22 protein-coding genes are annotated in these 23,070 nt (G+C 70.6%); 9 read left to right on the top strand and 13 right to left on the bottom strand.

Translation table 11 applies throughout. The features are described 5' to 3' along the window. The first annotated feature begins 118 nt into the window (after positions 1-118). On the top strand, positions 119-1,399 hold the full coding sequence (gene aceA, locus EFJ44_RS13390) for an isocitrate lyase (RefSeq protein WP_125257731.1): 1,281 nt from the start codon (positions 119-121) through the stop codon (positions 1,397-1,399). 17 nt (positions 1,400-1,416) lie between these two features. Beyond that, positions 1,417-1,626 (top strand): hypothetical protein, encoded by a 210-nt coding sequence (locus EFJ44_RS13385; RefSeq protein ID WP_125257730.1) that lies wholly within the window; start codon positions 1,417-1,419, stop codon positions 1,624-1,626. 2 nt (positions 1,627-1,628) lie between these two features. Here the strand turns inward: EFJ44_RS13385 and EFJ44_RS13380 are convergent, their stop codons facing one another. Continuing rightward, on the bottom strand, positions 1,629-2,330 hold the full coding sequence (locus tag EFJ44_RS13380) for a murein L,D-transpeptidase catalytic domain family protein (protein ID WP_125257729.1): 702 nt from the start codon (positions 2,328-2,330) through the stop codon (positions 1,629-1,631). A gap of 127 nt (positions 2,331-2,457) precedes the next feature. On the opposite strand from EFJ44_RS13380, the gene EFJ44_RS13375 reads away from it, so the two are divergent. Together EFJ44_RS13375 and EFJ44_RS13370 are read left to right on the top strand one after the other, a co-directional pair. After that, positions 2,458-3,777: a metal-dependent hydrolase family protein gene (locus tag EFJ44_RS13375; RefSeq protein WP_125257728.1), complete on the top strand. Its 1,320-nt coding sequence runs from the start codon at positions 2,458-2,460 to the stop codon at positions 3,775-3,777. Between the two features lie 63 nt (positions 3,778-3,840). After that, on the top strand, positions 3,841-4,884 hold the full coding sequence (locus EFJ44_RS13370; protein ID WP_277596102.1) for a LacI family DNA-binding transcriptional regulator: 1,044 nt from the start codon (positions 3,841-3,843) through the stop codon (positions 4,882-4,884). An 11-nt stretch (positions 4,885-4,895) separates the two neighbouring features. On the opposite strand, the gene EFJ44_RS13365 is transcribed toward EFJ44_RS13370, so the two are convergent. Further along, positions 4,896-5,540, bottom strand: coding sequence for an RpiB/LacA/LacB family sugar-phosphate isomerase (locus EFJ44_RS13365; protein ID WP_125257727.1), 645 nt, complete (start codon positions 5,538-5,540; stop codon positions 4,896-4,898). 133 nt (positions 5,541-5,673) lie between these two features. Between EFJ44_RS13365 and kduD the strand changes: the two genes are divergently transcribed. Then, positions 5,674-6,423, top strand: a complete 750-nt coding sequence (kduD, locus tag EFJ44_RS13360) for a 2-dehydro-3-deoxy-D-gluconate 5-dehydrogenase KduD (RefSeq protein ID WP_420897399.1) — start codon at positions 5,674-5,676, stop codon at positions 6,421-6,423. 3 nt (positions 6,424-6,426) lie between these two features. On the opposite strand, the gene EFJ44_RS13355 is transcribed toward kduD, so the two are convergent. Beyond that, positions 6,427-7,611, bottom strand: coding sequence for a pectate lyase (locus EFJ44_RS13355; protein WP_125257725.1), 1,185 nt, complete (start codon positions 7,609-7,611; stop codon positions 6,427-6,429). A gap of 325 nt (positions 7,612-7,936) precedes the next feature. Between EFJ44_RS13355 and EFJ44_RS13350 the strand changes: the two genes are divergently transcribed. The 3 genes from EFJ44_RS13350 (at position 7,937) to EFJ44_RS13340 (ending at position 12,548) form a co-directional block, all read left to right on the top strand. Beyond that, entirely contained in the window at positions 7,937-10,903 is a 2,967-nt protein-coding gene (locus EFJ44_RS13350; RefSeq protein WP_206426923.1) for a TonB-dependent receptor, read from the top strand. 107 nt (positions 10,904-11,010) lie between these two features. After that, complete coding sequence (locus EFJ44_RS13345) at positions 11,011-12,090, top strand: sugar kinase (RefSeq protein ID WP_125257723.1); 1,080 nt, start codon at positions 11,011-11,013, stop codon at positions 12,088-12,090. 38 nt (positions 12,091-12,128) lie between these two features. After that, entirely contained in the window at positions 12,129-12,548 is a 420-nt protein-coding gene (locus EFJ44_RS13340; protein ID WP_125257722.1) for a protein tyrosine phosphatase family protein, read from the top strand. Positions 12,549-12,787: 239 nt separating this feature from the next. On the opposite strand, the gene EFJ44_RS13335 is transcribed toward EFJ44_RS13340, so the two are convergent. The 3 genes from EFJ44_RS13335 to EFJ44_RS13325 all read right to left on the bottom strand — a co-directional run bounded on the left by EFJ44_RS13335 (position 12,788) and on the right by EFJ44_RS13325 (position 15,999). Continuing rightward, positions 12,788-13,969, bottom strand: coding sequence for a thiolase family protein (locus tag EFJ44_RS13335; protein WP_125257721.1), 1,182 nt, complete (start codon positions 13,967-13,969; stop codon positions 12,788-12,790). Positions 13,970-14,030: 61 nt separating this feature from the next. Next, entirely contained in the window at positions 14,031-15,443 is a 1,413-nt protein-coding gene (locus EFJ44_RS13330; protein WP_125257720.1) for a tetratricopeptide repeat protein, read from the bottom strand. Between the two features lie 64 nt (positions 15,444-15,507). Beyond that, the gene (locus EFJ44_RS13325) at positions 15,508-15,999 is read right to left on the bottom strand and encodes a winged helix-turn-helix transcriptional regulator (protein ID WP_125257719.1); all 492 of its coding nucleotides are present in this window, start codon (positions 15,997-15,999) and stop codon (positions 15,508-15,510) included. Positions 16,000-16,170: 171 nt separating this feature from the next. Here EFJ44_RS13325 and EFJ44_RS13320 point away from each other — a divergent pair, with 171 nt between their 5' ends. After that, positions 16,171-17,007, top strand: coding sequence for an acyl-CoA thioesterase (locus EFJ44_RS13320; protein WP_125257718.1), 837 nt, complete (start codon positions 16,171-16,173; stop codon positions 17,005-17,007). Here EFJ44_RS13320 and EFJ44_RS13315 read toward each other — a convergent pair. The 7 genes from EFJ44_RS13315 to EFJ44_RS13900 all read right to left on the bottom strand — a co-directional run bounded on the left by EFJ44_RS13315 (position 17,004) and on the right by EFJ44_RS13900 (position 23,067). Then, complete coding sequence (locus EFJ44_RS13315) at positions 17,004-17,576, bottom strand: hemerythrin domain-containing protein (RefSeq protein WP_125257717.1); 573 nt, start codon at positions 17,574-17,576, stop codon at positions 17,004-17,006. The genes EFJ44_RS13320 and EFJ44_RS13315 overlap by 4 nt on opposite strands. Continuing rightward, complete coding sequence (mnmA, locus tag EFJ44_RS13310; protein WP_125257716.1) at positions 17,569-18,783, bottom strand: tRNA 2-thiouridine(34) synthase MnmA; 1,215 nt, start codon at positions 18,781-18,783, stop codon at positions 17,569-17,571. The genes EFJ44_RS13315 and mnmA overlap by 8 nt, the downstream gene beginning before the upstream one ends. A gap of 109 nt (positions 18,784-18,892) precedes the next feature. Further along, positions 18,893-19,177 (bottom strand): CtrA inhibitor SciP, encoded by a 285-nt coding sequence (gene sciP / locus EFJ44_RS13305; RefSeq protein WP_125257761.1) that lies wholly within the window; start codon positions 19,175-19,177, stop codon positions 18,893-18,895. 162 nt (positions 19,178-19,339) lie between these two features. Further along, positions 19,340-20,794 (bottom strand): flagellar hook protein FlgE, encoded by a 1,455-nt coding sequence (gene flgE / locus EFJ44_RS13300; RefSeq protein ID WP_125257715.1) that lies wholly within the window; start codon positions 20,792-20,794, stop codon positions 19,340-19,342. 12 nt (positions 20,795-20,806) lie between these two features. Beyond that, on the bottom strand, positions 20,807-21,520 hold the full coding sequence (locus tag EFJ44_RS13295) for a flagellar hook assembly protein FlgD (RefSeq protein WP_125257714.1): 714 nt from the start codon (positions 21,518-21,520) through the stop codon (positions 20,807-20,809). 4 nt (positions 21,521-21,524) lie between these two features. Then, on the bottom strand, positions 21,525-22,820 hold the full coding sequence (locus EFJ44_RS13290) for a flagellar hook-length control protein FliK (protein WP_241209812.1): 1,296 nt from the start codon (positions 22,818-22,820) through the stop codon (positions 21,525-21,527). Between the two features lie 100 nt (positions 22,821-22,920). Continuing rightward, the gene (locus EFJ44_RS13900) at positions 22,921-23,067 is read right to left on the bottom strand and encodes a hypothetical protein (RefSeq protein ID WP_164511926.1); all 147 of its coding nucleotides are present in this window, start codon (positions 23,065-23,067) and stop codon (positions 22,921-22,923) included. Positions 23,068-23,070 lie beyond the last annotated feature (3 nt).

The raw sequence follows: 23,070 nt of genomic DNA, 5'->3' as shown, positions 1-23,070 counted from the left end.
ACAAGATATGTCATATCATGACAAAACGACCGCAAAGGTCGAGCGGCACCTGTGTCGTTCGTGACCGCTCCGTGTTCCTCTCCCGTCAGGCCGCATCCTGCGGCGCCGCGAGATGACCATGACCGACTTCGCCGACCTCGTCCCCGCCCCTCCGGGCCGCTTCGACGGCATCGAGCGCCCCTACACGCCCGACGACGTCCTGCGCCTGCGGGGCTCCGTCCCCATCGCCCAGACGCTGGCCCAGCGCGGCGCCGCCCGCCTGTGGGAGCTGCTGCACTCCGAGGACTACGTGAACGCCCTCGGCGCCGTCACCGGCAACCAGGCCATGCAGATGGTCCGTGCGGGCCTGAAGGCCATCTACCTGTCGGGCTGGCAGGTCGCCGCCGACGCCAACACCGCCGGCGCCATGTATCCGGACCAGTCGCTGTATCCGGCCAACGCCGCGCCCGAGCTGTGCCGCCGCATCAACCGCACCCTTCAGCGCGCCGACCAGATCGAGCACGCCGAGGGCGGGGCGAAGCGCGACTGGTTCGTCCCGATCGTCGCCGACGCCGAGGCCGGCTTCGGCGGCCCCCTGAACAGCTTCGAGATCATGAAGGCCTTCATCGAGGCGGGCGCCGCCGGCGTGCACTTCGAGGACCAGCTGGCCTCCGAGAAGAAGTGCGGCCACCTGGGCGGTAAGGTGCTGATCCCCACCGCCCAGCACGAGCGCAACCTGATCGCCGCGCGTCTGGCCGCCGACGTCATGGGCACGGCCACGCTGACGGTGGCCCGCACCGACGCCGAGTCGGCCCAGTTGATCACTTCCGACGTCGACGAGCGCGATCATCCCTTCATCGACCGAGACGACCGCACCGTGGAGGGCTTCTACCGGCTCAAGCCCGGGACGGGCCTCGACCACTGCATCGCCCGCGGCCTCGCCTACGCCAGGGTCGCCGACGTCCTGTGGTGGGAGACCAGCCACCCCGATCTGGACGACGCCCGCCGCTTCGCCGAGGCCATCCAGAAGGAACACCCCGGCAAGCTGATGGCCTACAACTGCTCACCCTCCTTCAACTGGGAAGCCAAACTGGACAAGGACACCATCGCCCGCTTCCAGCGCGAGCTGGGCGCCATGGGCTACAAGTTCCAGTTCGTGACCCTCGCCGGCTTCCACAGCCTGAACAACGGCATGTTCGAGCTCGCCAGGGGCTACCGCGACCGCGGCATGGCCGCCTACTCCGAGCTGCAGCAGCGCGAGTTCGCCAACGAGGCCGCCGGCTACACCGCCACCCGCCACCAGCGCGAGGTCGGCACCGGCTACTTCGACGCCGTCGCCACCGTCATCTCGCAGGGCCGGTCTTCCACGACCGCGCTCAAGGACTCCACCGAGGCCGCCCAGTTCGCGGCCGCCCACTGACCCCCGGAGATGGACCCATGGAACCGCTCAGCAACCCCGCCGCCATCATCGACTTCTGCCTGGCGCCGCTCGCCCTTCAGGACGGCACCGAGGCCGAACGCGAGGTGCGCCGCCGGCTGGAACACGTGTTGAAGACCTTCCGGGCCAAGGCGGCCCAGCCCGTCAGCGTAGACTTCTCGTCCATGCCCAGTCAGGTCATCAACGAGGCCGCGCACGGCCACGAGTGACCTCAGGCGAAGGCGAACAGAAGCCGGCCCTCGCCCATGCGCTCGCGCAGGGCCGGCAGGTCGGCGTGGGCCACCGAGAAGCAGCCGTAGCTGCGGCCCAGCTTGCCCTCGCGGGCCAGGAAGTCCGGGTCGGCATAGTCCGCGCCGTGCACGATGATGGCGCGGTCGCGGGCCTTGTCGTTGGAGTACTCCAGCCCGTCCAGCAGCACGTTCGGCCCCTGCGCGGGGCCCCACGACGGACCTGCGGTCACATAGGAGCCGACCGACGAGCAGTAGCTCTCCGGCACGTTGGAGAAGCTCTGGGCAAAGCCGGTGTGCGACGGATCCGAGCCGCGGCCGTGGCTCGTGCGGAGCGTCTTCACCGTGCCGGCGTGCAGGTCGACCTCGTACAGCCGCTCCTCTCCCGAGTGGCGCTTGAAGTCGACCAGGTACATGCGGTCGCGGTTCGGGATGCGGGCGTGGTGGATGTCCAGCGCCGCCATGGCGCGCTCCATCAGCTCCTTGCGGACCACGCCGCGGGGATCCAGCGGGGGAGAGACGAAGGGCTCCGTCGAGACGACCTCGATCGCCGGAGCGGCCACGACCGGCGCCTCCACGACGGCCGCCAGCGGCATCGCCGCCGGACGCACGGTCTGCGCCGCCGACGAGCACCCGGCCAGCAGCGCGGACCCGCCCAGAATCATCCCCCGTCTCGAAACCCGCATGCGACGCCCTCGTAGCGGTTACACCGACTGTTTCCGAACATTTCAAACCCGGGCGTTCGTTTCAACCTGAGCCTTGGCGAACGCCCGCGACGGAGTAGGGTGCAAGCCTCGTACCGGGAGGGGCTCCATGAGATCGATCGTCGCCGCCGCGATGGCCTGGCTTGTGCTGGCCGGCGCCGCCTTCGCCCAGCAAACGCCCGCCGTCGCGACCGCTTCGCCCGCCGGGCGAACCCTGTTCGTCCACGTCGGCCGCCTGCTTGCGGACCCGTCGAACGGCGTTGTGCAGCGCGATAAAACTTTGGTGATCGCCGGGAACCGGGTCGTCGAGATCCGTGACGGCTTCGTCGGGGAGGGGGAGATCATCGACCTGCGGGACGCCTTCGTGCTGCCCGGCCTGATCGATTCCCACGTCCACCTGACCAGCGAACAGAACCCGGACGCCCGGCTCCAGGCCGTGACCTGGGACGCCTCGGACCGGGCCATGGTCGGCGCCGGCAACGCCCGCAGGACGCTGCTCGCGGGCTTCACCACCGTGGCCGATCTTGGCGCGCCGAACGACGCCATCTTCGCCCTGCGCGACGGCGTGGCCCGCGGCGACGTGATCGGGCCGCGCATCCTGGCCTCGGGCAGTTCGGTCTCGGTCCACGGCGGCCACGGCGACGCCAACGGCTACCGCGAGGACGTCCTGCACGTGCTGTCGTCGGAATCCGTCTGCTCGGGTCCCGACGACTGCATGCGCGCCGTCCGCACCCAGGTCCGCGCCGGCGCCGACGTCATCAAGATCACCTCGACGGGCGGCGTCCTGTCCAACACCGCGGCGGGCCTTGGCCAGCAGTTCACCGACGCCGAGCTGGCCGCCATCGTCGAGGTCGCCCACCGCATGGGCCGAAAGGTCACCGCGCACGCTCACGGCGCCGACGGCGTCAACGCCTTCCTTCGCGCCGGCGGCGACTCGATCGAACACGGCACCTACCTGGACGACGAGTCGATCCGCCTGTTCCGCCAGAACGGGGCCTGGCTGGTGCCGACGCTGATGGCCGGAGACTACGTCGCCCGCGTCGCCTCGGGGCCGGACAACTTCTTCACGCCGGCCCAGACGGCCAAGGCGCTGGAGGCCGGCCCCCGGATGCTGGACATGGCCGCGCGCGCCCATCGCGGTGGCGTCAGGATCGCGTTCGGCACCGACAGCGGCGTCTCGCGTCACGGCGACAACGCCCGGGAGTTCGCCCTGCTGGTCCGCGCCGGCCTGACGCCGCTGGAAGCGATCCAGACCGCCACGGTCAACGCCGCCGAGCATCTCGGCATTTCCGACCAGGCCGGCCGCCTGTTGCCCGGCATGCCCGCCGACCTGATCGCCGTCTCCGGCGATCCGCTGCAGGACGTGACCGAGCTGGAGCGGGTGCGCTTCGTCATGAAGGGCGGAGTCGTCCATCGCGACGACCGCTGACCGACGGGTCGCCATCCGCCGGCTTCTGCTCTAAGCACGGCGTTCGGCCAGAGAGACGGACGTGTGAGCGAGACTTCCCGCACCGGTGGCAAGCCCGCCACGATCAACGACATCGCCCGTATGGCGCGCGTGTCCAAGAAGACCGTCTCGCGCGTCATCAACAATTCCCCCTCGGTGAAGGAGGAGACGCGGCGGCGCGTCGAGGCGGTCATCGCCGAGCACGGCTACACCCCTGATCCGCAGGCCCGCGGCCTCGCCTTCCGGCGCTCCTTCCTCGTCGGGATGATCTACGACAACCCGAGCCCCAACTACGTCGTCAACATGCAGCAGGGCGTGCTGGACGGGGTGCGCGGGTCGGGGCTGGAACTGGTCGTCCACCCCTGCGACCGCGCCTCATCGCGCTTCCTCGACGACGTCCGCAACTTCGTCGTGCGCCAGAAGCTGTTCGGCGTGGTGATGCCTCCGTCGGTGTCCGAGGACGAGCGCGTCGTGGAGATCCTGAAGGCGGCCGACTGTCCCTACGTCCGGATCGCTTCGGTGGCGCTGGACGAGGCCGGGTCGATGGTGGTCACCCACGACAGCCGCGGAGCGGCGCGGGCGGCGCGCCATCTGGCGGGATTGGGCCACAGGCGCATCGCCTTCATCTCAGGTCCCGACAGCTTCCGCTCCTCGCACGAGCGGGGCAGAGGCTTCCGCGAGGGGCTGGCCGAGCACGGGCTGGAGCTCGCCCCGGATCTGGTGCGTCAGGGCGCCTACACCTTCGAGTCGGGGGTGCAGGCGGCGCGCGACCTGCTGGCTTCGACGCGCCGGCCCACCGCCATCTTCGCCGGCAACGACGAGATGGCGATCGGCGTGATGAAGGCCGCCCGAGACCTCGGTCTCGACGTGCCCGGCGACCTGTCCATCGTCGGCTTCGACGACCTGCCCATGGCGTCGCGCGTCTGGCCCAACCTGACCACGGTGCGCCTGCCGATCCGCGACATGGGCCGCATGGCGGCGGAGAAGCTGACCGCCCGGCTGCGCGGCCTCGATCCCGCCGATCTGGACCAGCCGACCGTCGATCCGCAGCTGGTCGAGCGGGAATCGACGGCCGCCCCTCTCCGCTGACGCTCAGCCGGTCAGGCGACCTGGAGAACCGTCCTGAGGTGATCGCGGATCGCCGCGTCGGTGGCGTTGGCGAAGAACAGCTCCTCGAACCGCTCGCCGGCGATCGCAGCCTTCAGCAGGTCCGGATCGACGGTCTTCAGCACCGTCAGCATGTCGTGGCAGGTGACCGCCTTCAGGTCCTTCAGGATGCCGCGGTTCCGGCGCATGATCTCGGCGCGCTCCTTCGGATAGCCCAGTCCGCGATCGCCCTCGAACAGCTTGCGATAGCAGTCCTGCAGGTTCAGTTCGGCCGCCCAGCCGAAGCCCTTGGCGTAGGGCATGGCGATGGCGTTGCCGTCGTTGATCTGGCCGAACAGGAAGGCGTCCGTCGGGTCGACGATCAGCCCGCAGAAGACGCCCGGCATGGCGTTGGCCGCCAGCATCGAGCCCGTGCCCGTGCCGCAGCCGGTGACCACGAAGTCGGCGGCGCCCGAATTCAGAAGGATGCCCGCCAGCAGGCCGTTCATGACGTAGGTCAGCGAGGCGCCGTCCTCGGCGGAATACATGCCGTAGTGGTGAACCTGATGCCCCAGCGGTTCGGCCACGGCCTTCAGCGCCGCGTGGACGGTCCCGCTCTTGGCGGCCTGGCTGTTCTCGATGATCAGGGCGATCTTCATGGACGGTCCTTTCGGCGCCGCGCGGAGAAGCGGGCGCGTTTGCGTCTAGATATGACACCGGTTACCTATGCACAATCCGCGGCGGCCGGCACCATCGCCGCGTCAGCCTTCCCGATCCAACGAAGTGAGCGCCATGTTCGATCTCACCGGCCGAACGGCCCTCGTCACCGGCGCCAACACCGGGCTCGGCCAGGCCATCGCCGTGGGTCTGGCCCAGGCCGGCGCCGACATCGTGGCCGTGGGCCGCTCGGCGCCGACGGAGACCGCCGCACTGGTAGCGGCTGCCGGGCGCGCGCTGCACGCCATTCCCGCCGATCTGGGCTCGACGGCGCCGATCGCCGATGTGCTGACCGAGGCGACCTCCGCCGTCGGGGCGATCGACGTCCTCGTCAACAACGCCGGCATCATCCGCCGCGCCGACAGCCTGGAGTTCACCGAGCAAGACTGGGACGCGGTGATGGACACGAACCTGAAGTCCGCCTTCTTCCTCTCCCAGGCGGTGGCGCGGACCTGGGTCCAAGCCGGGCGCGGCGGCAAGATCATCAACATCTGTTCGATGCTGAGCTTCCAGGGCGGCATAAGGGTGCCCAGCTACACGGCGTCCAAAAGCGGACTGGCCGGGCTTACCCGCCTGCTGGCGTGCGAATGGGCGTCGAAGGGCATCAACGTGAACGGCATCGCCCCCGGCTATTTCGCCACCAGCAACACCGAGGCCCTGCGCGCGGACCAAGGCCGCAATCGCGACATCCTGGCCCGCATCCCGGCGGGTCGCTGGGGCTCGCCCGACGACCTGAAGGGCGCGGCCGTCTTTCTGGCGTCGGACGCCTCGGCCTATGTCCACGGCACGATCCTGACCGTCGACGGGGGCTGGATGGCGCGCTGAGGTTCAGGCGAGGCTGTTCAGCCAGTCCTCCAGATTGGTGTGGCCGTCGCCGTCGGGATCGGCGCCGCCGTCTGCGGCGTTCGCCGGATCCAGCCCAAGCGCGCGCTCCCAGTCGTCCGGCATGCCGTCGCCGTCGCCGTCGACCCAGGGCACGCCGGGCGCAAGCTCGGGCCATCCCCCCACGTCCGCCTGGCTGTCGATGATGCGGCCGGCGCCTATGCGCACTCCGACCGTCACCCGCGCATCGACCTGATCGCGCGGCCATGCCCCGGCCCTTGAAAGCACGCGCTCGCCGGCGGCCCACGGGTCGGCGTCAGGAACGCCTACCCATGCGGGCCGCACGGCAAGCCGCTCGCCCGGGCCGCCATCGAACCGGACGAGGCTCCACGGATCGTCCGGCACGACGCCGGCCATGGAGTTCCCCTCGAACCACGCCCGGGCCAGCGGATTGGAGTCCTCGAAAGCCCACCGACCCTCACTGTCCGGGCCCGGCAGATAGGCATTGCCGACGAAGGCGTAGGTCGAGATCGAGTCCGTGTCGGCGTCGTAGCCTGCGTGGTCGCCGCCCCAGTTGAAGAAGACGTTCTGGCGGAACTCGAACGACGCGCCGACCGGGTCGACCGTCGGGGGATTGTAGTTCCCGGGTCGGGGCATGCGCGCCCGGTGGCTGGCCCACAGGTTGCCGATGAAGCTGATCCGCGCGCCGTGCCCGCCGCGGGCCAGGGTCCCGTAGCCGTGTTCGCCCTTGCCGTGGATCGAGGCGTTCAGGGACTCGGCGATGATCGAGTTCTGCACGGTCACGTCGTAGATGCCGCGCTCGGGCGGGTCGTAGCGGCTGCCGACCGACAGGGTCTCGTCCACCGACCAGCTGGCAGAGACGTGGTCAAGGATGATGCGGCTTCCGCGCTCGATGGAGACCGCGTCGGCCTCGACGCCGCCCTCGTCGCCGAGGCGCGAGCGCAGGTGCCGGATGATCACGTCGTCGGCTCTTACGATCAGGGGCTGGTCGCGAAGGGTGATCCCGCCGCCCGGCGCCGTCTGACCCGCGACGGTGACCCGGCCGTGCCGGATCACCAGGGGGGAGGTGAGACGGACGGTGCCGCCGACGTCGAAGACGATGGTGCGGGGGCCTGCCGTCTCCAGCGCGGCGCGCAGGGTTCCCGGCCCGGAATCTTCAAGCGACGTCACTCTCAGGACGGGCCCGCCCCGGCCGCCGACGGCGTGACGGCCGGCGCCCTCCGCTCCCGGGAAGGCGAGCTGTTGGGCCTCGGCCGGAGAGTGTGCGGAAACGGCAACGGTGACCACGCCCATGACGACGAACAGGCGGCGCGCTTGAGAGAACGGGGTTGCCGAAACGCAAGGCATGGGTTTAGGCTCACATTGATACCGGTGTCAGAACGCATTTCATTCGGATTTGACACCGGTGTCAAACGGCAGTGCCCGAGGGCAGGGCCGCAAAAACAGATAGACCGGAGTCACTCCGGCGCCCTGTATGCCCATTGGGAGGAGGCATATGTCGCAGTTCATCCAGGCCGGGGATTCCCGCGCCTTCCGTCGCACCCTGATCGCCGGTGGGTCCGGTATCGCCATGGCCATGACGCTGGGCGTCATCGGGGCCGTGGCCCAGGTCCAGGACCCCGACGCCGAGGTCGATGAGATCGTGGTCACCGGCTACCGCGCCAGTCTGACGGCAGGTCTGGCCGCCAAGCGCCGGGAGGCGACGGTCGTCGACGTCATCGTAGCGGAAGACATCGCCGATTTTCCCGACCTGAACCTGGCCGAAGCGATCCAGCGGGTCCCGGGCGTCGCCATCGACCGTGACGCCGGCGAGGGGCGCTCGATCACCGTGCGCGGACTGGGCTCCGACTTCACGCGCACCCGCATCAATGGCATGGAGGCCCAGGCCACCACCGGCGGCACCGACTCGTCCGGCGGCGCCAACCGGGGCCGCGGCTTCGACTTCAACGTCTTCGCGTCGGAGCTCTTCAACTCCATCACCGTGCGCAAGACCGCGGCGGCGGAAACCGAGGAGGGCTCGCTGGGCGCCACGGTGGATCTGCAGGCGTCGCGCCCGTTCGACTACCCGGGATCGGCCTTCGCCTTCTCGGCCCAAGGCGGCTACAACGACCTGTCGGAACAGTGGAATCCGCGCATGGCGGTGCTGGCCAGCACTACCTTCGGCGACCAGGATCAATTCGGCGCCCTCATCTCCGTCGCCTACAGCGAGCGCAGCCTGCTGGAAGAAGGCTTCAGCACCGTGCGCTGGGCGCCCGCCGTCGGCGCCGGGAGCTCGGGGGGCTTCTGCAGCCCGGTGGGCGTGGCGCCCCAGAATCCGGGCAACAGCGGCGCCAACGGCTCCAACGCCGCCAACTGCGCCACGGGCGTGCCGCGACCGGCGAACACGCCCGACAACGTCGCGGCCTACCAGACCGCCAACCAGGCCAACGTCTTCATCCCGCGTCTGCCGCGATATGGCCGGCTGACGCACGAGCAGGAGCGTCTGGGCGTAACCGGATCGTTCCAGTGGCGTCCGGCCGACACGACGCAGTTCTCGGTCGACGTGCTGTATTCGAAGCTGGACGCGACCCGTCAGGAGGACTTCCTGCAAGCCCTGTCGTTCAGCCGCAACGCGGCCGCCGGCGGCCAGACGCAGGTGATCGTGCGGGACGCCGCGGTCGAGAACGGCATGCTGGTCTACGGCCTGTTCGACAACGTCGACCTGCGCTCCGAGAGCCGCTTCGACGTGCTGTCTACCGAGTTCACCCAGATCAGCTTCACCGCCGAGCACGAGTTCACCGACCGCCTGCGCGGCCGCTACTACATCGGCCGGGCGGAATCGACGTTCGAGAACCCGATCCAGACCACCGTCACCCTCGATGCCAACAACGTCGACGGCTACGGCTGGGACTTCCGCGGAAACATGAACTCGCCGGTCATCACCTACGGCATGGACGTGTCCGACCCGGCCGCATGGGCCTGGCGGCCGTCCACGGCCTCGACGCCGCGCTCGGAGATCCGGATGCGCCCGAACGGCGCGGACAACCTGTTCATGTCGTGGCAGGGCGATCTGGAGTTCGACGCATCGGACTGGCTGACGCTGAAGACCGGAGTCAACTTCAAGAGCTACGAATCCACGACCTACGAGTTTCGTCGTACTGACGAGACGGTCGTTCCGGTGCTTCCGGGCGGGACGACGGTGGCCGACATCTCCAACCAGCTGACCGGCTTCGGGCGCGACCTCATCCCCGGTGGGGCGATCAACTGGCTGCGGCCGGACCTCAACGCGATCGCGAGCCTGTTCGACATCTACTGCAACTGCGACACCGGCGTGCCGGGCGGCGACTTCCGCCTGACCAGCGTCACCAACGGCAACGCCCGTGGCGGCAACCGGTCGATCGAGGAGGAGGACCTGGCCTTCTACGTCCAGGCCGACTGGAACGCCGAGCTGTTCGGCATGCCCTTCCGCGGCAACGTGGGCGTGCGCCAGGCCAACACCCGCATCTACGCCGAGGGCTACAGCTCGACCGGCGGCGGCACCAAGGTGAGCGGAGAGCACGAGTACACCGACACCCTGCCGTCGCTGAACCTCGTGTTCGAGCCCATGGACGATCTGCTGGTCCGCTTCGGCGCGGCCAAGGTCATGGCCCGTCCGCAGATCGGCAACACCCTGGCGGGCACCAACTACCTGGTGCCCACCACGTCGCTGAACGCCTCGGGTCCCAACTTCACCGCCTCGATCGGCAACGTGAAGCTGGAGCCGTTCCGGGCCGACACCTACGACTTCTCGATCGAGTGGTACTTCGCGCCCGAAAGCCTGCTGTCGTTCGCGTACTTCCACAAGGAGATCGACACCTACATCCAGATCCTGCGGCAGGACCTGCCGTACACGGACCTGACGGCGCTGAACCCGTCGGCCTTCGCGCCGGCGTTCTGCACCGGCGTGTGCAGCCCCACGACCATCTTTCAGCTGACCAGCGCGGTGAACACCGAGGGCGGCCCGCTGAGCGGGTTCGAGGTCAGCTACCAGCAGCCCTTCACCTTCCTGCCCGGTCCACTGGGCGCCACGGGGGTCCAGCTGAACTACACCCGGGTCGAGAGCGAGATCGACTACTGCAACGACGCCCTGTGCTCGACCTTCGTCACGGCGGACCTGATCAACCTGTCGCCGGAGTCGTGGAACGCCACGCTCTACTACGAGGACGACCGGTTCTCGGCGCGGGTCTCGGGCTCGGCGCGGGACGCCTACATCCAGAACGTGCCGGGCCGGAACGGCAATGCGCTGGAAGGCAAGATGGAGACGTTCAACCTGGACGCCTCGGCCTCGTTCGCGCTGACCGACAACATCGACCTGACGTTCGAGGCGATCAACCTGACGGACGAGTTCAACCACCAGTGGGTGGGCGACGAGACGCGCCAGAGCACGTCGGTCTATCACCACACCGGACGCCAGTATTACATCGGCGCGCGCGCGCGGTTCTGATCCTCTTCCTCTCCTGAGGAGCCACTTCGGCCGGTCCGGACCCCAACCGGACCGGCCGTCTCTTTGTCCGCCGCGCGCCCTGGTGCAGGGTGCGCCGAGGAGATGCGATGACCGCGGCGCCCCTGACCATCCGACCTGCAGACGCGTGCCGCTGGGACCTGGCGGCGCTGGGGGAGGTCATGCTGCGGCTGGACCCGGGCGAGGGCCGCGTCCGCACCGCACGACGGTTCGACGTCTGGGAGGGCGGCGGCGAATACAACGTGGCGCGCGCACTGGCGAAGGGCTTCGCCCGGCGGACGACGGCGGTGACGGCCCTGCCGCGCAACGACCTGGGCCTGCTGGTCGACGACCTTATGGCGCAGGGCGGGGTGGACCGGAGCCACGTCGTCTGGCGGGACTTCGACGGCATAGGGCGGAACACCCGGGTGGGGCTGAACTTCACCGAGCGGGGCTTCGGCGTGCGGCCGGCGAAGGGGGTGTCGGACCGGGCCGGGTCGGCGGCGTCGCAGTTGAGGCCGGGCGAGGTCGACTGGACCCGGTTGTTCCAGACGGAGGGCGTCCGCTGGTTTCATACGGGCGGCATCTTCGCGGCCCTGTCCGAAGCGTCGGCGCGGACCGCGCTGGCGGCGGTGGAGGCGGCGAAGGCGTCGGGGGCGGTCGTCTCCTACGACCTGAACTACCGGGCCAGTCTGTGGGCCGCGCATGCCGATGCGGAGGCGGCGCGGCGCATCAGCCGGGATATCGCGCGACACGTGGACGTGATGGTGGGAGACGCCTGGGGCTTCCGCGAGTGTCTGGGCCTGGACGTGGACGGGTCGGCCGATCTGGAGACGGCGGCCCGCGCGTATGCGGACCGGTTCCCGGAGGTGCGGATCGTGGCCGCCACGGTGCGCAAGGCGGGCACGGCGGGGCGCAACGACTGGTCGGCGCAGGCCTGGTCCGACGGGCGCCCGGTTCGTTCCGTCGAGCGGCCGGGGCTGGACGTGCTGGACCGCGTCGGCGGGGGCGACGGCTTCGTGGCGGGGCTGGCCCATGCCCTGCTGGAGGGACGGGACCTGCAGACGGCGGTGGAGTGGGGCGCGGCGCACGGGGCGCTGGCCATGACGACGCCGGGCGACACCTCGATGGTCGACGCGTCGGAGGTGGCGGCCCTGGTCGCCGGCGCGGACGCCCGGTCGGTGCGCTGAGGCTTGGCGGACGAGCCTGTCCGTCGCAGGATGGCGGCATGCAAGTCCGCCCCCTGACCGACGGCCTGTCCGTCTCCCCCCAGATCGCGCTCGAGGACGTGGCCGCCGCCTCGTCGCAGGGCTTCCGCAGCCTGATGTCCAATCGCCCCGACGGGGAGGAGTCCGGCCAGCCGACGGCGGCGGAGGTCGAGGCGGCCGCGCGCGCCGCAGGTCTGGAGTTCCGCTGGCTGCCCGTGACCATGCCGACGCTGTCGCAGAAGGACGCGCATTCCTTCGCCGCCGCGCTGGACGAGCTGCCGGGGCCGACGCTGGCCTTCTGCCGCACGGGCACACGCTCGACGGTGCTGTGGGCCCTTTCGCAGGCGGGGCGGCGGCCGACCGACGAGATCGTGTCGACGGCGGCCGCGGCCGGCTATGACCTCGAAGGGCTCAGGCCGAGGCTTGATCTCGCCGGCTGAGGCCGGCTCGCCCGGACTGGAAAAATGAGTCCGGACAGTCCGGACAGTCCGGCCGGCCCGGGCGTCGCCTGAAGAGGCGTCGCCCGGACACAGTCTGCGACGCGTCGCGGGCCGCGTCGGCAAGATCGCTCAAGATCGATCATCCGGGTTGATCCAGCGACCGTTTCCCGGAGCGATCGACGCAATCCGCAGGCCCGGGCCGGCGCTTCGACTGCAGATCGCGACGCCGGGGCCCTCGGTCAGGCCAGCTCGACCGCCATCGCCACGGCCTCGCCGCCGCCGATGCACAGCGACGCCATGCCCTTCTTCCCGCCGCGCGCCTGAAGCGCCGCCAGCAAGGTGGACAGGATGCGCGCGCCCGAGGCGCCGATGGGGTGGCCGAGCGCGGTCGCGCCGCCGTTGACGTTCAGCCTGGCCCGGTCGATGCCAAGTTCCTTCTGGGCGATCATGGCGACGACGGCGAAGGCCTCGTTGACCTCCCACAGATCGACGTCGGCGGCGGTCCAGCCGGCCTTCTCCAGCGCCTTCTTCATGGCGGGCACCGGGGCGGTGGTGAACAGGCCGGGCTCGTGCGCATGTGAGGCATGGCTGACGACGCGGGCGACGATCGGCATGCCCAGGGCCTTGGCCACGCTCTCGCGCGTCATGACCAGGGCGGCGGCGCCGTCGGAGATCGAGGAAGCGTTGGCCGCGGTGATGGTGCCGTCTTTGGCGAAGGCGGGCTTCAGGGTCGGGATCTTGTCCGGCCGGGCCTTGCCGGGCTGTTCGTCCACTTCGATCGTCTCGACGCCGGCGCGGGTCTTCACCTCGACCGGCGTGATCTCGGCCTTGAAGGCGCCCTCGGCGATGGCGGCGGTGGCGCGACGCAGGCTTTCCAGCGCGTACTCGTCCTGCTGTTCGCGGGTGAACTGATACATCCCCGCGGCGTCCTCGGCGAAGGCGCCCATCAGCTTGCCGGGGGTGTAGGCGTCCTCCAGCCCGTCCATGTACATCGTGTCGACGATCACGTCGTGACCGATGCGCGCGCCGCCGCGGTGTTTGTTCATGACGTAGGGGGCGCCGGTCATCGACTCCATGCCGCCCGCCACGATCACGTCGGCGGTGCCCGCCTTCAGCGCGTCGTGAGCCATCATGGCCGCCTGCAGGCCCGAGCCGCACATCTTGTTCACGGTGGTCGCTTCCACGTGCTGGCCGAGGCCGGCGCCGATGGCGGCCTGACGCGCCGGGGCCTGGCCCAGACCGGCGGGCAGGACGCAGCCCATGAAGATCTGGTCGACCTTCCCGGCCGGGACGCCCGCGCGTTCGACCGCGGCCTTGACCGCCGTCGCGCCCAGCTCGGTGGCCTTCACGCCGCTGAGGGCGCCCTGGAAGCCGCCCATGGGCGTGCGGGCGAAGGAGCAGATGACGACGGGATCGGACATGACGTGGCCTTTCGAAACTCAGGCCGTGTAGATCGCGGCTCCCGCGTCATGTTGCAAGTGCTCAGTCGGCATGGGCGGCGTCCCAGGCGGCCGTGACGGTCAGGCGCCAGAGGTGCCGCAGGGCACGGCGCTCCCGATCCGCAGCGCCCGCGCGCGCCGTGCCGCCCCGCCGCAGGATCAGGTCGGCGCCCGCGTCGCGCAGGAAGGGCAGACCCTCTTCCGGCCTTCGTGCGGCGGCGAGCGCCGCACCGAGATCGGCGGTGGTCGCCAGCCGCCCGAGGTGATGTGGGGGCAGGGCGGCGGCGGCGAGTGCGGCGGCCTCCCCAAGGCGGGCGAGAGCGCGATCGGCGTGGCCCAGTTCGCCCTCCACCAGCCCCAGCAGGCTGAGAATGCGCAGGGCGTCGACGTGGTCCGGGCCCAGCGAGGCCCGGGTCAGGGCCAGCGCCTCTTCCAGCAGCGGGAGGGCCAGATCGGGTCGTCCGCGGCTGAGATGGACGTCGGCAAGTACCGTCAGGGCGCCGGCGACGTCGGGATGGGCGGCCGGCAGGTGTCCGCGGCGCAGCGACAGGGCGCGCTCCGCCGCCGCGAGCGCTTCATCGCGCCGGCCGAGCACGAGAGCGAGGTCGGCGTGGGCCGACAGGGCGGCGGCCAGATCGATCGGGGCGTCGGCGCGTTCCAGCGCCTCCACAGCGCGGACCTGCATCGTCCAGGCGGCATCGAGACGACCGTCGAGGGCGAGGGCTTCGGCCAGAAGCGTGAGGGTCTGGGCCGTCAGCGGCGCGTCGTCGCCCAGCGCGTGGGAGCGGATTTCCGCCGCGCGGCGGAGCACGGTCTCGGCCTCGGCCGGGCGGTCGAGGTCCAGGAGGACGGCGCCCAGATTGTTCAGCGTCAGGGCGAGGTCGGCGTCGTCGGGCGACAGGGTCGCCTCGCGCACGAACAGGATGCGGCGCTGGATGTCGGCGGACTCCTGGAACCGGCCAAGCGCGCGGAGGATGGAGGCGAGATTGTTCAGGGACGTCAGCGTCGGCGGCGAGTCGGGACCTTCGGAGGCGGCGCGCAGGTCGACGGCGCGGACCAAGAGCTGGCGCGCCTCTTCATGACGGCCCTGCCTGTGCAGGTTCAGGCCGAGATCGTTCAGCGCCCAGCCGCGCCTTGGGTGACCCGTGTCCGTGGCGCGCTCCAGGGCGGCCAGGGCCTCGCGATAGAGGCCCTCCGCCTCGGTCAGCCGGCCCAGTTCCTCGACGGCATTGGCGCGGAGCAGAAGCAGACTGCCGGCGTCGGGAGACGAGTCTCCCCAAAGGGTGCGGGCGTCGGCGGCGGCGCGGGCGAACAGGGGTTCGGCCTCTGCAGGACGACCTTCGGCCATGAGGCGCTGACCCTCGCGCACGTCGGACTGGATGCGCGCGGGATCCTGGGCCGCGGCAGGTACGGCCCACAGCGTCAGGAAAAGCGCGAGGATCAGGCCGGGGCGCATGGACCCACCGCTACGCCGGAGGCCGTCGGCGCGCCAGCCCTCCGGACCTGACGGCCCTGCGGACCTAGGCGGCCTTGTCGTCGGGCATGACGTCGCCGACCGTCGGGCGGTCGGCGGTCAGGGTCAGCTGGATGTCGCGCGGCTTGACGATCTCGCCGCAACAGCCGCAGGCGATGCGCGGCTTCAGGTCCTCACCGCAGGTCTTGTGGCGCATGGACACCCCGGCATCCGCCTCTCCGTACACGTGCTTGGCGCCCCAGCCGTGGAGGGTGACCAGCACGCCGTAGAGGTCCTTGCCCTTGGCGGTCAGGACGTACTCGTTGCGCGGCGGCCGCTCGGAATACAGGCGCGGCGCCAGCACGCCGTGCTGGACGAGGCTCTTGAGGCGGGCGGCAAGCACGTTGCGGGCCACGCCCAGCCGCTCCTGCCATTGCTCGAAGCGGGTCACGCCGTTGAAGGCGTCGCGCACGACCAGAAGCGTCCACGGGTCGCCGATCACCTCCAGCGTGGCGGCGATCGAGCAGCTCTGGCGCGAATAGTCGGCGGTGCGTCCCATCGCGTGAAAGTGACCCTGCGTCAGCGGTTTGACAAGAGGGTTGCCATTCGGAACGGACCTAGTAAGTTTCCTTTCGAGACGGACTGGCCGGCGACGGCGCGTCCCGATCCCCAAACTCGGGCGGAGGCGGCGACGCTTCCGCCCGCTCCTTGATTGCGGCACGACGGGCGGATGAACACCACGACTCTGGCCGAGGCCCTGACCCTGACGCCGCGCGACGGCGTGCTGACGGCGACGCTGCATCCGGAGTTCTCCAACGCCCCGCAGGCGGTGGATCCGCTGAAGGGGGCGCCGTTCGGCGGGCTGATGGCGGCGCTGGCCGGCGAGGCGGCGCGAGAGGGGCTGGGCGTCGTCGCGCCGATCCGAAGCCTGACGATCCAGTATCTGGCGGCGGCGCGGTTCGAAGAGGTGGGCTTCACGCCAGCGCTGCTGCGGGGCGGGCGCAACCTGACCTATGCGACGGCGTCGGGCGGGCAGGACGGCCGGGCGGCGGTGCAGGCCCTGATCACTTTCGGTCGCGACGTGGCCGGGCCGGAGCTGCGGCCCATGGGGCCCGTGCCGGCGTCTCCGGACGACTTCGACACCCAGCCGATGGACGCCGCCTTCGGGCCCTGGTTCACGCGTCACATCGAGCATCGCTTCCCGAACGGCCATGGTCTGTTCGGCCAGAATGCGGGCAAGGCGGTGGAACTGGGTTGCTGGATGCGCTGCATCGACGGCCGGCCGCTGGACGAGGCCCGGCTGCTGTTCCTGCTCGACGGCCTTTATCCCACCTATTTCACGGCCTTCGAGGGCCCGCCGGCGATCTCGGCCAGCGTCGACCTGAGGGCCGATTTGCTGGCGCCGTTGACGCCGGCGACGTCGCCACAGGGGTGGGCCTATTTCCACTTCGTCAGCCGCGACGTCGGCGGCGGCTGGGCGGTCGAGGACGGCACGGCCCAGGCTCCGGACGGAGCCGCGTTGGCGCTGGTCCGGCAGCGGCGGCGGATCATGCCGACGCGGGGTTAGGTCAGCCCGGCGCCGCGCAACTGGATCAGGGGAATGACGATCTCCTCCTCGTCGTCGAGGTGCCGCAGGACCAGCGGGCCCATGGCGTCGACGACGTCGGACAGGCGGGCTGCGGCGTCGGCGGCGTCCGGCGCATTGGTCTGGACCGCGCCGTGGAAGGCCGAGGCCGCGGCGAAGAGGGCCTCGAGCCGCTCGTGGACGACGTCGTGGTCGCGGTCCAGCAGGTCGATGCCGTGGGCGATGCGCGGATCCAGATCGCGGAAGGCGGGGAAATACTGACTGCTCTCGATGCGGTGGTGCATGTCGAGGTGCTGGAGAAACTGCTGCACGGCCGGGATCAGGCGGCCGTGAAGGGTCCGCAGGTCGGACCGGCCCTCGCGCCAGGGGGCGACCAGGGCGCCGAGGTGGGCGTGATGGCGGCGGAAATTCTCGTGCACGCCCAGCCAGAAGCGCGCCATCTCCGCGACGGTCGGCTCGGCCCAGCGGTCGCGGGGGAAGTCGCTCAGGCCGACGCGAAGGTCCTCGGGCAGCCCCGCGCGCGTCGACAGGTGCAGGGCGTCGTCAGACAACCGCCGTCGTCTCGCGGATGAAGCCGCCGCCGATCAGGCGGTCGGGATCGGCGGGGTCGTAGAGGGCGCAGGCCTGGCCCGGGGCGACGCCTTCCTCGCCGGTCTCGAAGGCCACGCCGATCACGTCGCCGGTGAGCGTCAGACGGGCCGAAGAGGGCGGCCGGGTGGAGCGGACCCGCGCGAGCACGGGCGCGCCCTCTCGGGCGGCGTCGGACATGGTCGGGGCGTCGCCCAGCCAGTTGGTCTCCTCCAGGGTCAGGGCCGCCGTCAGAAGGGCCTCGCGCGGGCCGACGATGACGTGGCGCCTCGCCGGATCCAGCCTCGTGACGAACAGGGGCTCGCCCACGGCCACGTTCAGGCCCCGGCGCTGGCCGATGGTGTAGTCGGTGATGCCCGCGTGGGCGCCCAGCACGCGGCCGTCCATGTGCACGATCTCGCCGGCCTGACGGCCTTCGGGACGCAGCTTGTCGATCAGCGAGCGATAGTCGCCCGACGGGACGAAGCAGATGTCCTGGCTGTCCGGCTTGGCGGCGATGCGCAGGCCCAGCTCGGCGGCGACGCCGCGCACCTGGGGCTTTTCCAGATCGGCGAGGGGGAAGCGGAGGTAATCCAGTTGCTCCGGCGTGGTGGCGAACAGGAAGTAGGACTGGTCGCGAGAGTGGTCGACCGCCTTGCGCATCTGCGGGCGGCCGTCGGCGCCGACCGCGCGGCGGACGTAGTGGCCGGTGGCCATGGCCTCGGCGCCCAGGTCGCGGGCGACGTCCAGCAGGTCGCGGAACTTCACGGTTTGATTGCAGCGGATGCAGGGCACCGGCGTCTGGCCGCGCAGGTAGCTGTCGGCGAACTGGTCGATCACCGCGTCGCGGAACTTCGACTCATAGTCGAGGACGTAGTGCGGGATGCCCAGCGTCTCCGCCGCCAAGCGGGCGTCGTGGATGTCCTGACCGGCGCAGCAGGCGCCCTTCTTCTTCAGCGCCGCCCCGTGGTCGTAGAGCTGAAGCGTCACGCCGACGACGTCATAGCCCGCCTTATGCAGCAGGGCGGCGACGACGGTGGAGTCCACGCCGCCGGACATCGCCGCCACCACGCGAGTCCCGACCGGCAGGCCGACCGCCGCGCGCGCGGACGCGATCGCCGCGTCCATGTCGCCGTCGGCGCTCATGGGGGCGATGCTCGGGATCGGGCAGACGTCCTCGGACAGGCTCATGGCGCGCCATTTAGTGCGTAATGCGCGTCTTTTCGAGGCCGGACGCGCCGAGGGCCGCCGACGTCGACGTCGGCGGCCCTCGGTTCGGCTCGTAGGGAGGGGGGAGGGTTTACGAGCGGTAGTGCTGAATACGGGTCGTGCGCAGACCCTGCATGCCCCACTTGTCGATGGACTGCTGCCAGGCGGAAAACTCTTCGGCGGTGAGGCCGTAGCGGTTCAGGGCGTCGTCGATGGACAGAAGTCCGCCGCGAACGGCCGCCACCACCTCCGCCTTGCGACGGATGACCCAGCGGTCCGTGTTCGCCGGGGGCAGGTCGCGCAGCGTCAGCGGCGTGCCCGTCGGGCCGACCACGTACTGCTCGCCTTTGCTGTTGACTCTACGCTCTTGCAGCATGGGCTTTTGCCTCATTCACCAACCATCACGGGCGGACCATGACACCGGCGCCGCTAAGGGCCGTTTAAGCGGCGTGGTGAAGGAGCCCTTACCGACCGACGGTCGGCGGGAGCCTTCGTTCATGATCTCCGGACGGCTCATCCTCCCCCCTCAGACCGCCGATCAGCGCTTGATGCTGATCAGCTCGGCCAGCATTTCGTCGGCCGTGGTGATGATCTTGGACGAGGCGGAATAGGCCCGCTGGGTCGTGATCAGGCCCGTGAACTCGGCCGAGAGGTCGACGGTCGAGGCCTCCAGCTGGGAGGAGCCGATGGTCCCGGCGCCGCCAGACCCGGCGGTCTTCAGATTGTAGGTGCCGGACCCCTGGCTGACCCGGTAGGCGTTGCCGCTGGACTGCAGCAGGGCGTCGGGGCTGGGGAAGGTGGCGATCGCGATCTGGGCGATGCGGCGGGTCACGCCGTTGTCGAAGATGGCCGTGACGAAGCCGGTCTCGTCGATCTTGACCTCGGAGAGGTTGCCGAAGGCGGTGCCGTTGGTCAGCACGGCCTGCACCACCGAGGCGCTGTCGTACTGGGTCAGGCCGCCGGTGGCCGCGGTCAGGTCGAAGCTGAGGGTCTGGTCGTCGATGCCGAGCCCCGCGGCCCAGTTCACCTGACCGGCTCCGGGCGCGGCCGAGTCGGACGAGCCGAAGGTCAGGGAGGCGACCGAAGGATCGGCGAACAGGGCCTGGGCGCCGAGTGCGGCCATGGCGTCGACGTCGAGACGGCCGTCCTGGGTGAAGGCGACCAGACCGGTCTTGATCTGGCCGTTGGCCAGACCGGCGCCGGAGACGACGTCCCCCGCCGGCACGGCACGGATCTCCGAGTACCACTGGTTGGGCGTGGTGCTCTTCAGGAAGGAGATGGCGATGGTGCGCTGGCCGCCCTTGGAGTCGGAGACCGGGATGGTCAGCTCGAAGTCCGGCTTCACGCCGGCGCCGGTTTCCGGGTCCCACATGGCCATGGAGTTCGTCAGGGGATCATAGGCGTCCGCGCCCGGAGGCGTCGCGGCGGCGGCGGTCGCCTCGGCCGAGACGGTCTGGCTGGAACGGATGTTCGCGTTCAGCTGGATGCGGGTGGTCGCTTCCGCCGTGCCGCCGACCGAGCCGACGTTGATGGTGCGCAGACGGTTCAGGTCCGACGGGTCGGTGGTGATGTTGCCCTCGGCGTCGACCGGCCAGCCCTGCAGGTAAAGGCCCGCCGTGTTCTTGAGGTAGCCGAGGTTGTCGACGCGGAAGGCGCCCGCGCGGGTGAACAGGCGGCTGTCGGTGACTTCGAGGTTCTCCGCCTTCTCCGTGACGACGAAGAAGCCCTGACCGGCGATGCCGAGGTCGGTGGAGGAGGTGGTGCGCTGCAGCTGGCCGTTCTGGCTGGTGTAGTGGCGCGCGGTCGACAGGACGCCGCCGGCGGAATAGCCCGCGCCCTGCGACTGGCTGTTGATCACGGTCTGGAACTCGCCGGCCGTGCGCTTGTAGCCGACCGTGTTCACGTTCGCGATGTTCTGGGAGATGGCCGCGAGGGCGGCCGAGTTGGCGGTCAGACCGGACACGCCGGCGAGAAGGGCGCTGTTGATGGACATGGCGCGGCTCCGTTACGAGAACAATTTCATGGGATTGAGAGCGGAGAGGATCGAAGCCTGGGCTTCGGGTTCCTCGACCGCGGCGCGGGCTTCCTCGACCGCGATCACGGCCGACAGGGGCAGGATCGACGCGCCGATCGTCAGGTAGGGCTGGCCGTCGTACATCTCGACGCCGGTGACGCGGCCCCGGACCAGAACCTGGGACTGCACGGCCTCGCCGGCGGTGTTCGTGGCGGCGACCTTCAGGGTGTAGACCTGACCGTCCTGACCGCCGGTCCAGGTGAAGTCGTGGACGCCGACGCCCCTCCCGAGGGCATCGACCTCGTGGACCACGCGGCCCGAGGAATCCAGCACCTGCAGCTTGGCCGAGGCGGCGTCGGACGCCAGTTCATAGCTCCAGGTCGCCTTGCCGTCCGTCGCCTTGACGGCCGACCAGACCGCGGTGGCGTCGCGGCCGATGTAGCTGGTGGCGCCCGTCAGCCCGGCGCCGCCCTGGCCTTCCAGGATGGCCGTCAGGAGGTCGTTGGTCAGCAGCTGCTGCTCGACGCCCGCCATCTGCGTCAGCTGACCGGTGAACTCGTTGGAATCCACCGGGGACAGGGGGTCCTGGTTCTTCAGCTGGGCGGTGAGAAGGGCGAGGAAGGTTTCGAAATTCTGCGTGAGCAGGGCCGAGGAGGCGCCGATGCGCCCCCCGGCCTGGTTCGCTGTGGTGACGGCGTCGACCATGGATTCAGACCTTCACGTCGACGCGGTCACGCGCCGATCCGAGAGAGAGGGACAGGTTGATCAGCGGCGCGGCCTCGGTCCGGTCGGCCAGGTCGCGTGCGGCGGCGAAGGCGCGGTTCTGACGGCGCTCGAAGTGGTCCTGCCGCTGCTGGGCCGAGCCGTCGCGGTGGGAGAACTCCAGCGCGTCGCGGGCCAGCTGGAAGCCGGCCTGTTCGAGCTGACGGCGCAGCTGGTCGACCTGGGCGCGCATCTCGGCGGCGGCGGCCGGAGTGTCGAAGGCCAGACGCGCGGTCAGGCTGCCGTCCTCGCCCATCTCGAGACTGACGTCGACCCGGCCCAGGTCCTCGGGCGTGAGGGCCATTTCGAAGCGGGTGTACTTGCCCTCCAGCCGCTTCACGATCTGGGCGCTCAGATCGGCGAGAGTCTCGTGGGCGACGCGGGAGAGGGAGAAGGCGGGCGCCTCTGCAGAAGGGGCGGCGGCGTCCGGGGCCGAAGCGGGGGCCGATTCGGCGCCCGGGCCGGGCGCCGGGGCGTCGAAGCGCGCAGCCTCGGCCGCGGCGGCCCCTGGAGAGGCCTGCGTGCCGGCGGGGCGAGCGGGCTGGGGCGTGGACGTGGCGGCGTCCGCCGCCGACGGCGGGGGCGGAACCGGAGCCTCGGCCGCCGGGCCGCCCGGGTCGGAGAGAGGCTCTCCGCCTCCGGCGGGCGTGGCGTCGGCGTCCGCCGGGCGGACCGCCGTCTGCAGTGCGCCGGCGGCGACGGCGGCCGCGGGCGCGGGGGCAGTCGGCAGCGGCTCGGGAGCGACGCTCCTCGCGCTGCCCTGCGGAACGGGCCCGACGTCGAGGGGCAGGATCTCGGGACGAGGTGGCGAGTCCGGACCGACGTCCCGGGGCAGGACCTCCGGGCGGGCCCCGCCGTCCTTCCCGGCGGCCTTCGGATCAAAGGCGGGCCCCTGACCGCCCCCCTGATCGGATTCGGCGGGCAGGATCTCGGGCCCGGGCGTCGCGTCGTCGGTCGGGCCGACGTCGACCGGGAGGACCTCCGGGCGCGGCGGGCCGGCGTGTTTCGGCGTCGCGGACGGATGGTCGACGCCCGGCAGGATCTGGGGTCCGGTTCCGTCGGTCGGAGCCTTGGTGGAGGCGGGCGCGGCCGGCCCCCCGGTCGGCGCGGGCCCGCCGGCCTCCACCGCCCGCGTGGCCATGTCGACCAGACGGCCGAACGCGCCGTCCGCCGGGGCGGCGGGCGCGTCGCCGGCCTGGGGCGCGGCGGGAACGGCGAGGGCGAACAGGCTCTGGGCGAGCATCGGGCACCGGGAAAGGGTGGGGAACGGCGGCGCCTGCTGCGCCCAAAGGTCGGGAGCCGCCGGCGCAAGCTCCGGGCCAGTCCGCACTTTGGCGATCAAGTCACTGTTTTATGTAAGAAACATGCCCCTCTGCGGCCGTCATGCCGGCCTCGACTTGCGGCCAAATCTGCCGCGCCCGGACCGGTTTTTGCCCGGCGCCGGCCGCCGGGTCCGGATTGGTCCGGTCCTTGCGCGTCTCGTTCGCCATGAC

The sequence above is a fragment of the Brevundimonas fluminis genome (genome assembly GCF_003934285.1).
GTDB lineage: Bacteria > Pseudomonadota > Alphaproteobacteria > Caulobacterales > Caulobacteraceae > Brevundimonas > Brevundimonas fluminis.
This window is presented reverse-complemented; position numbering and strand designations above follow the sequence as displayed.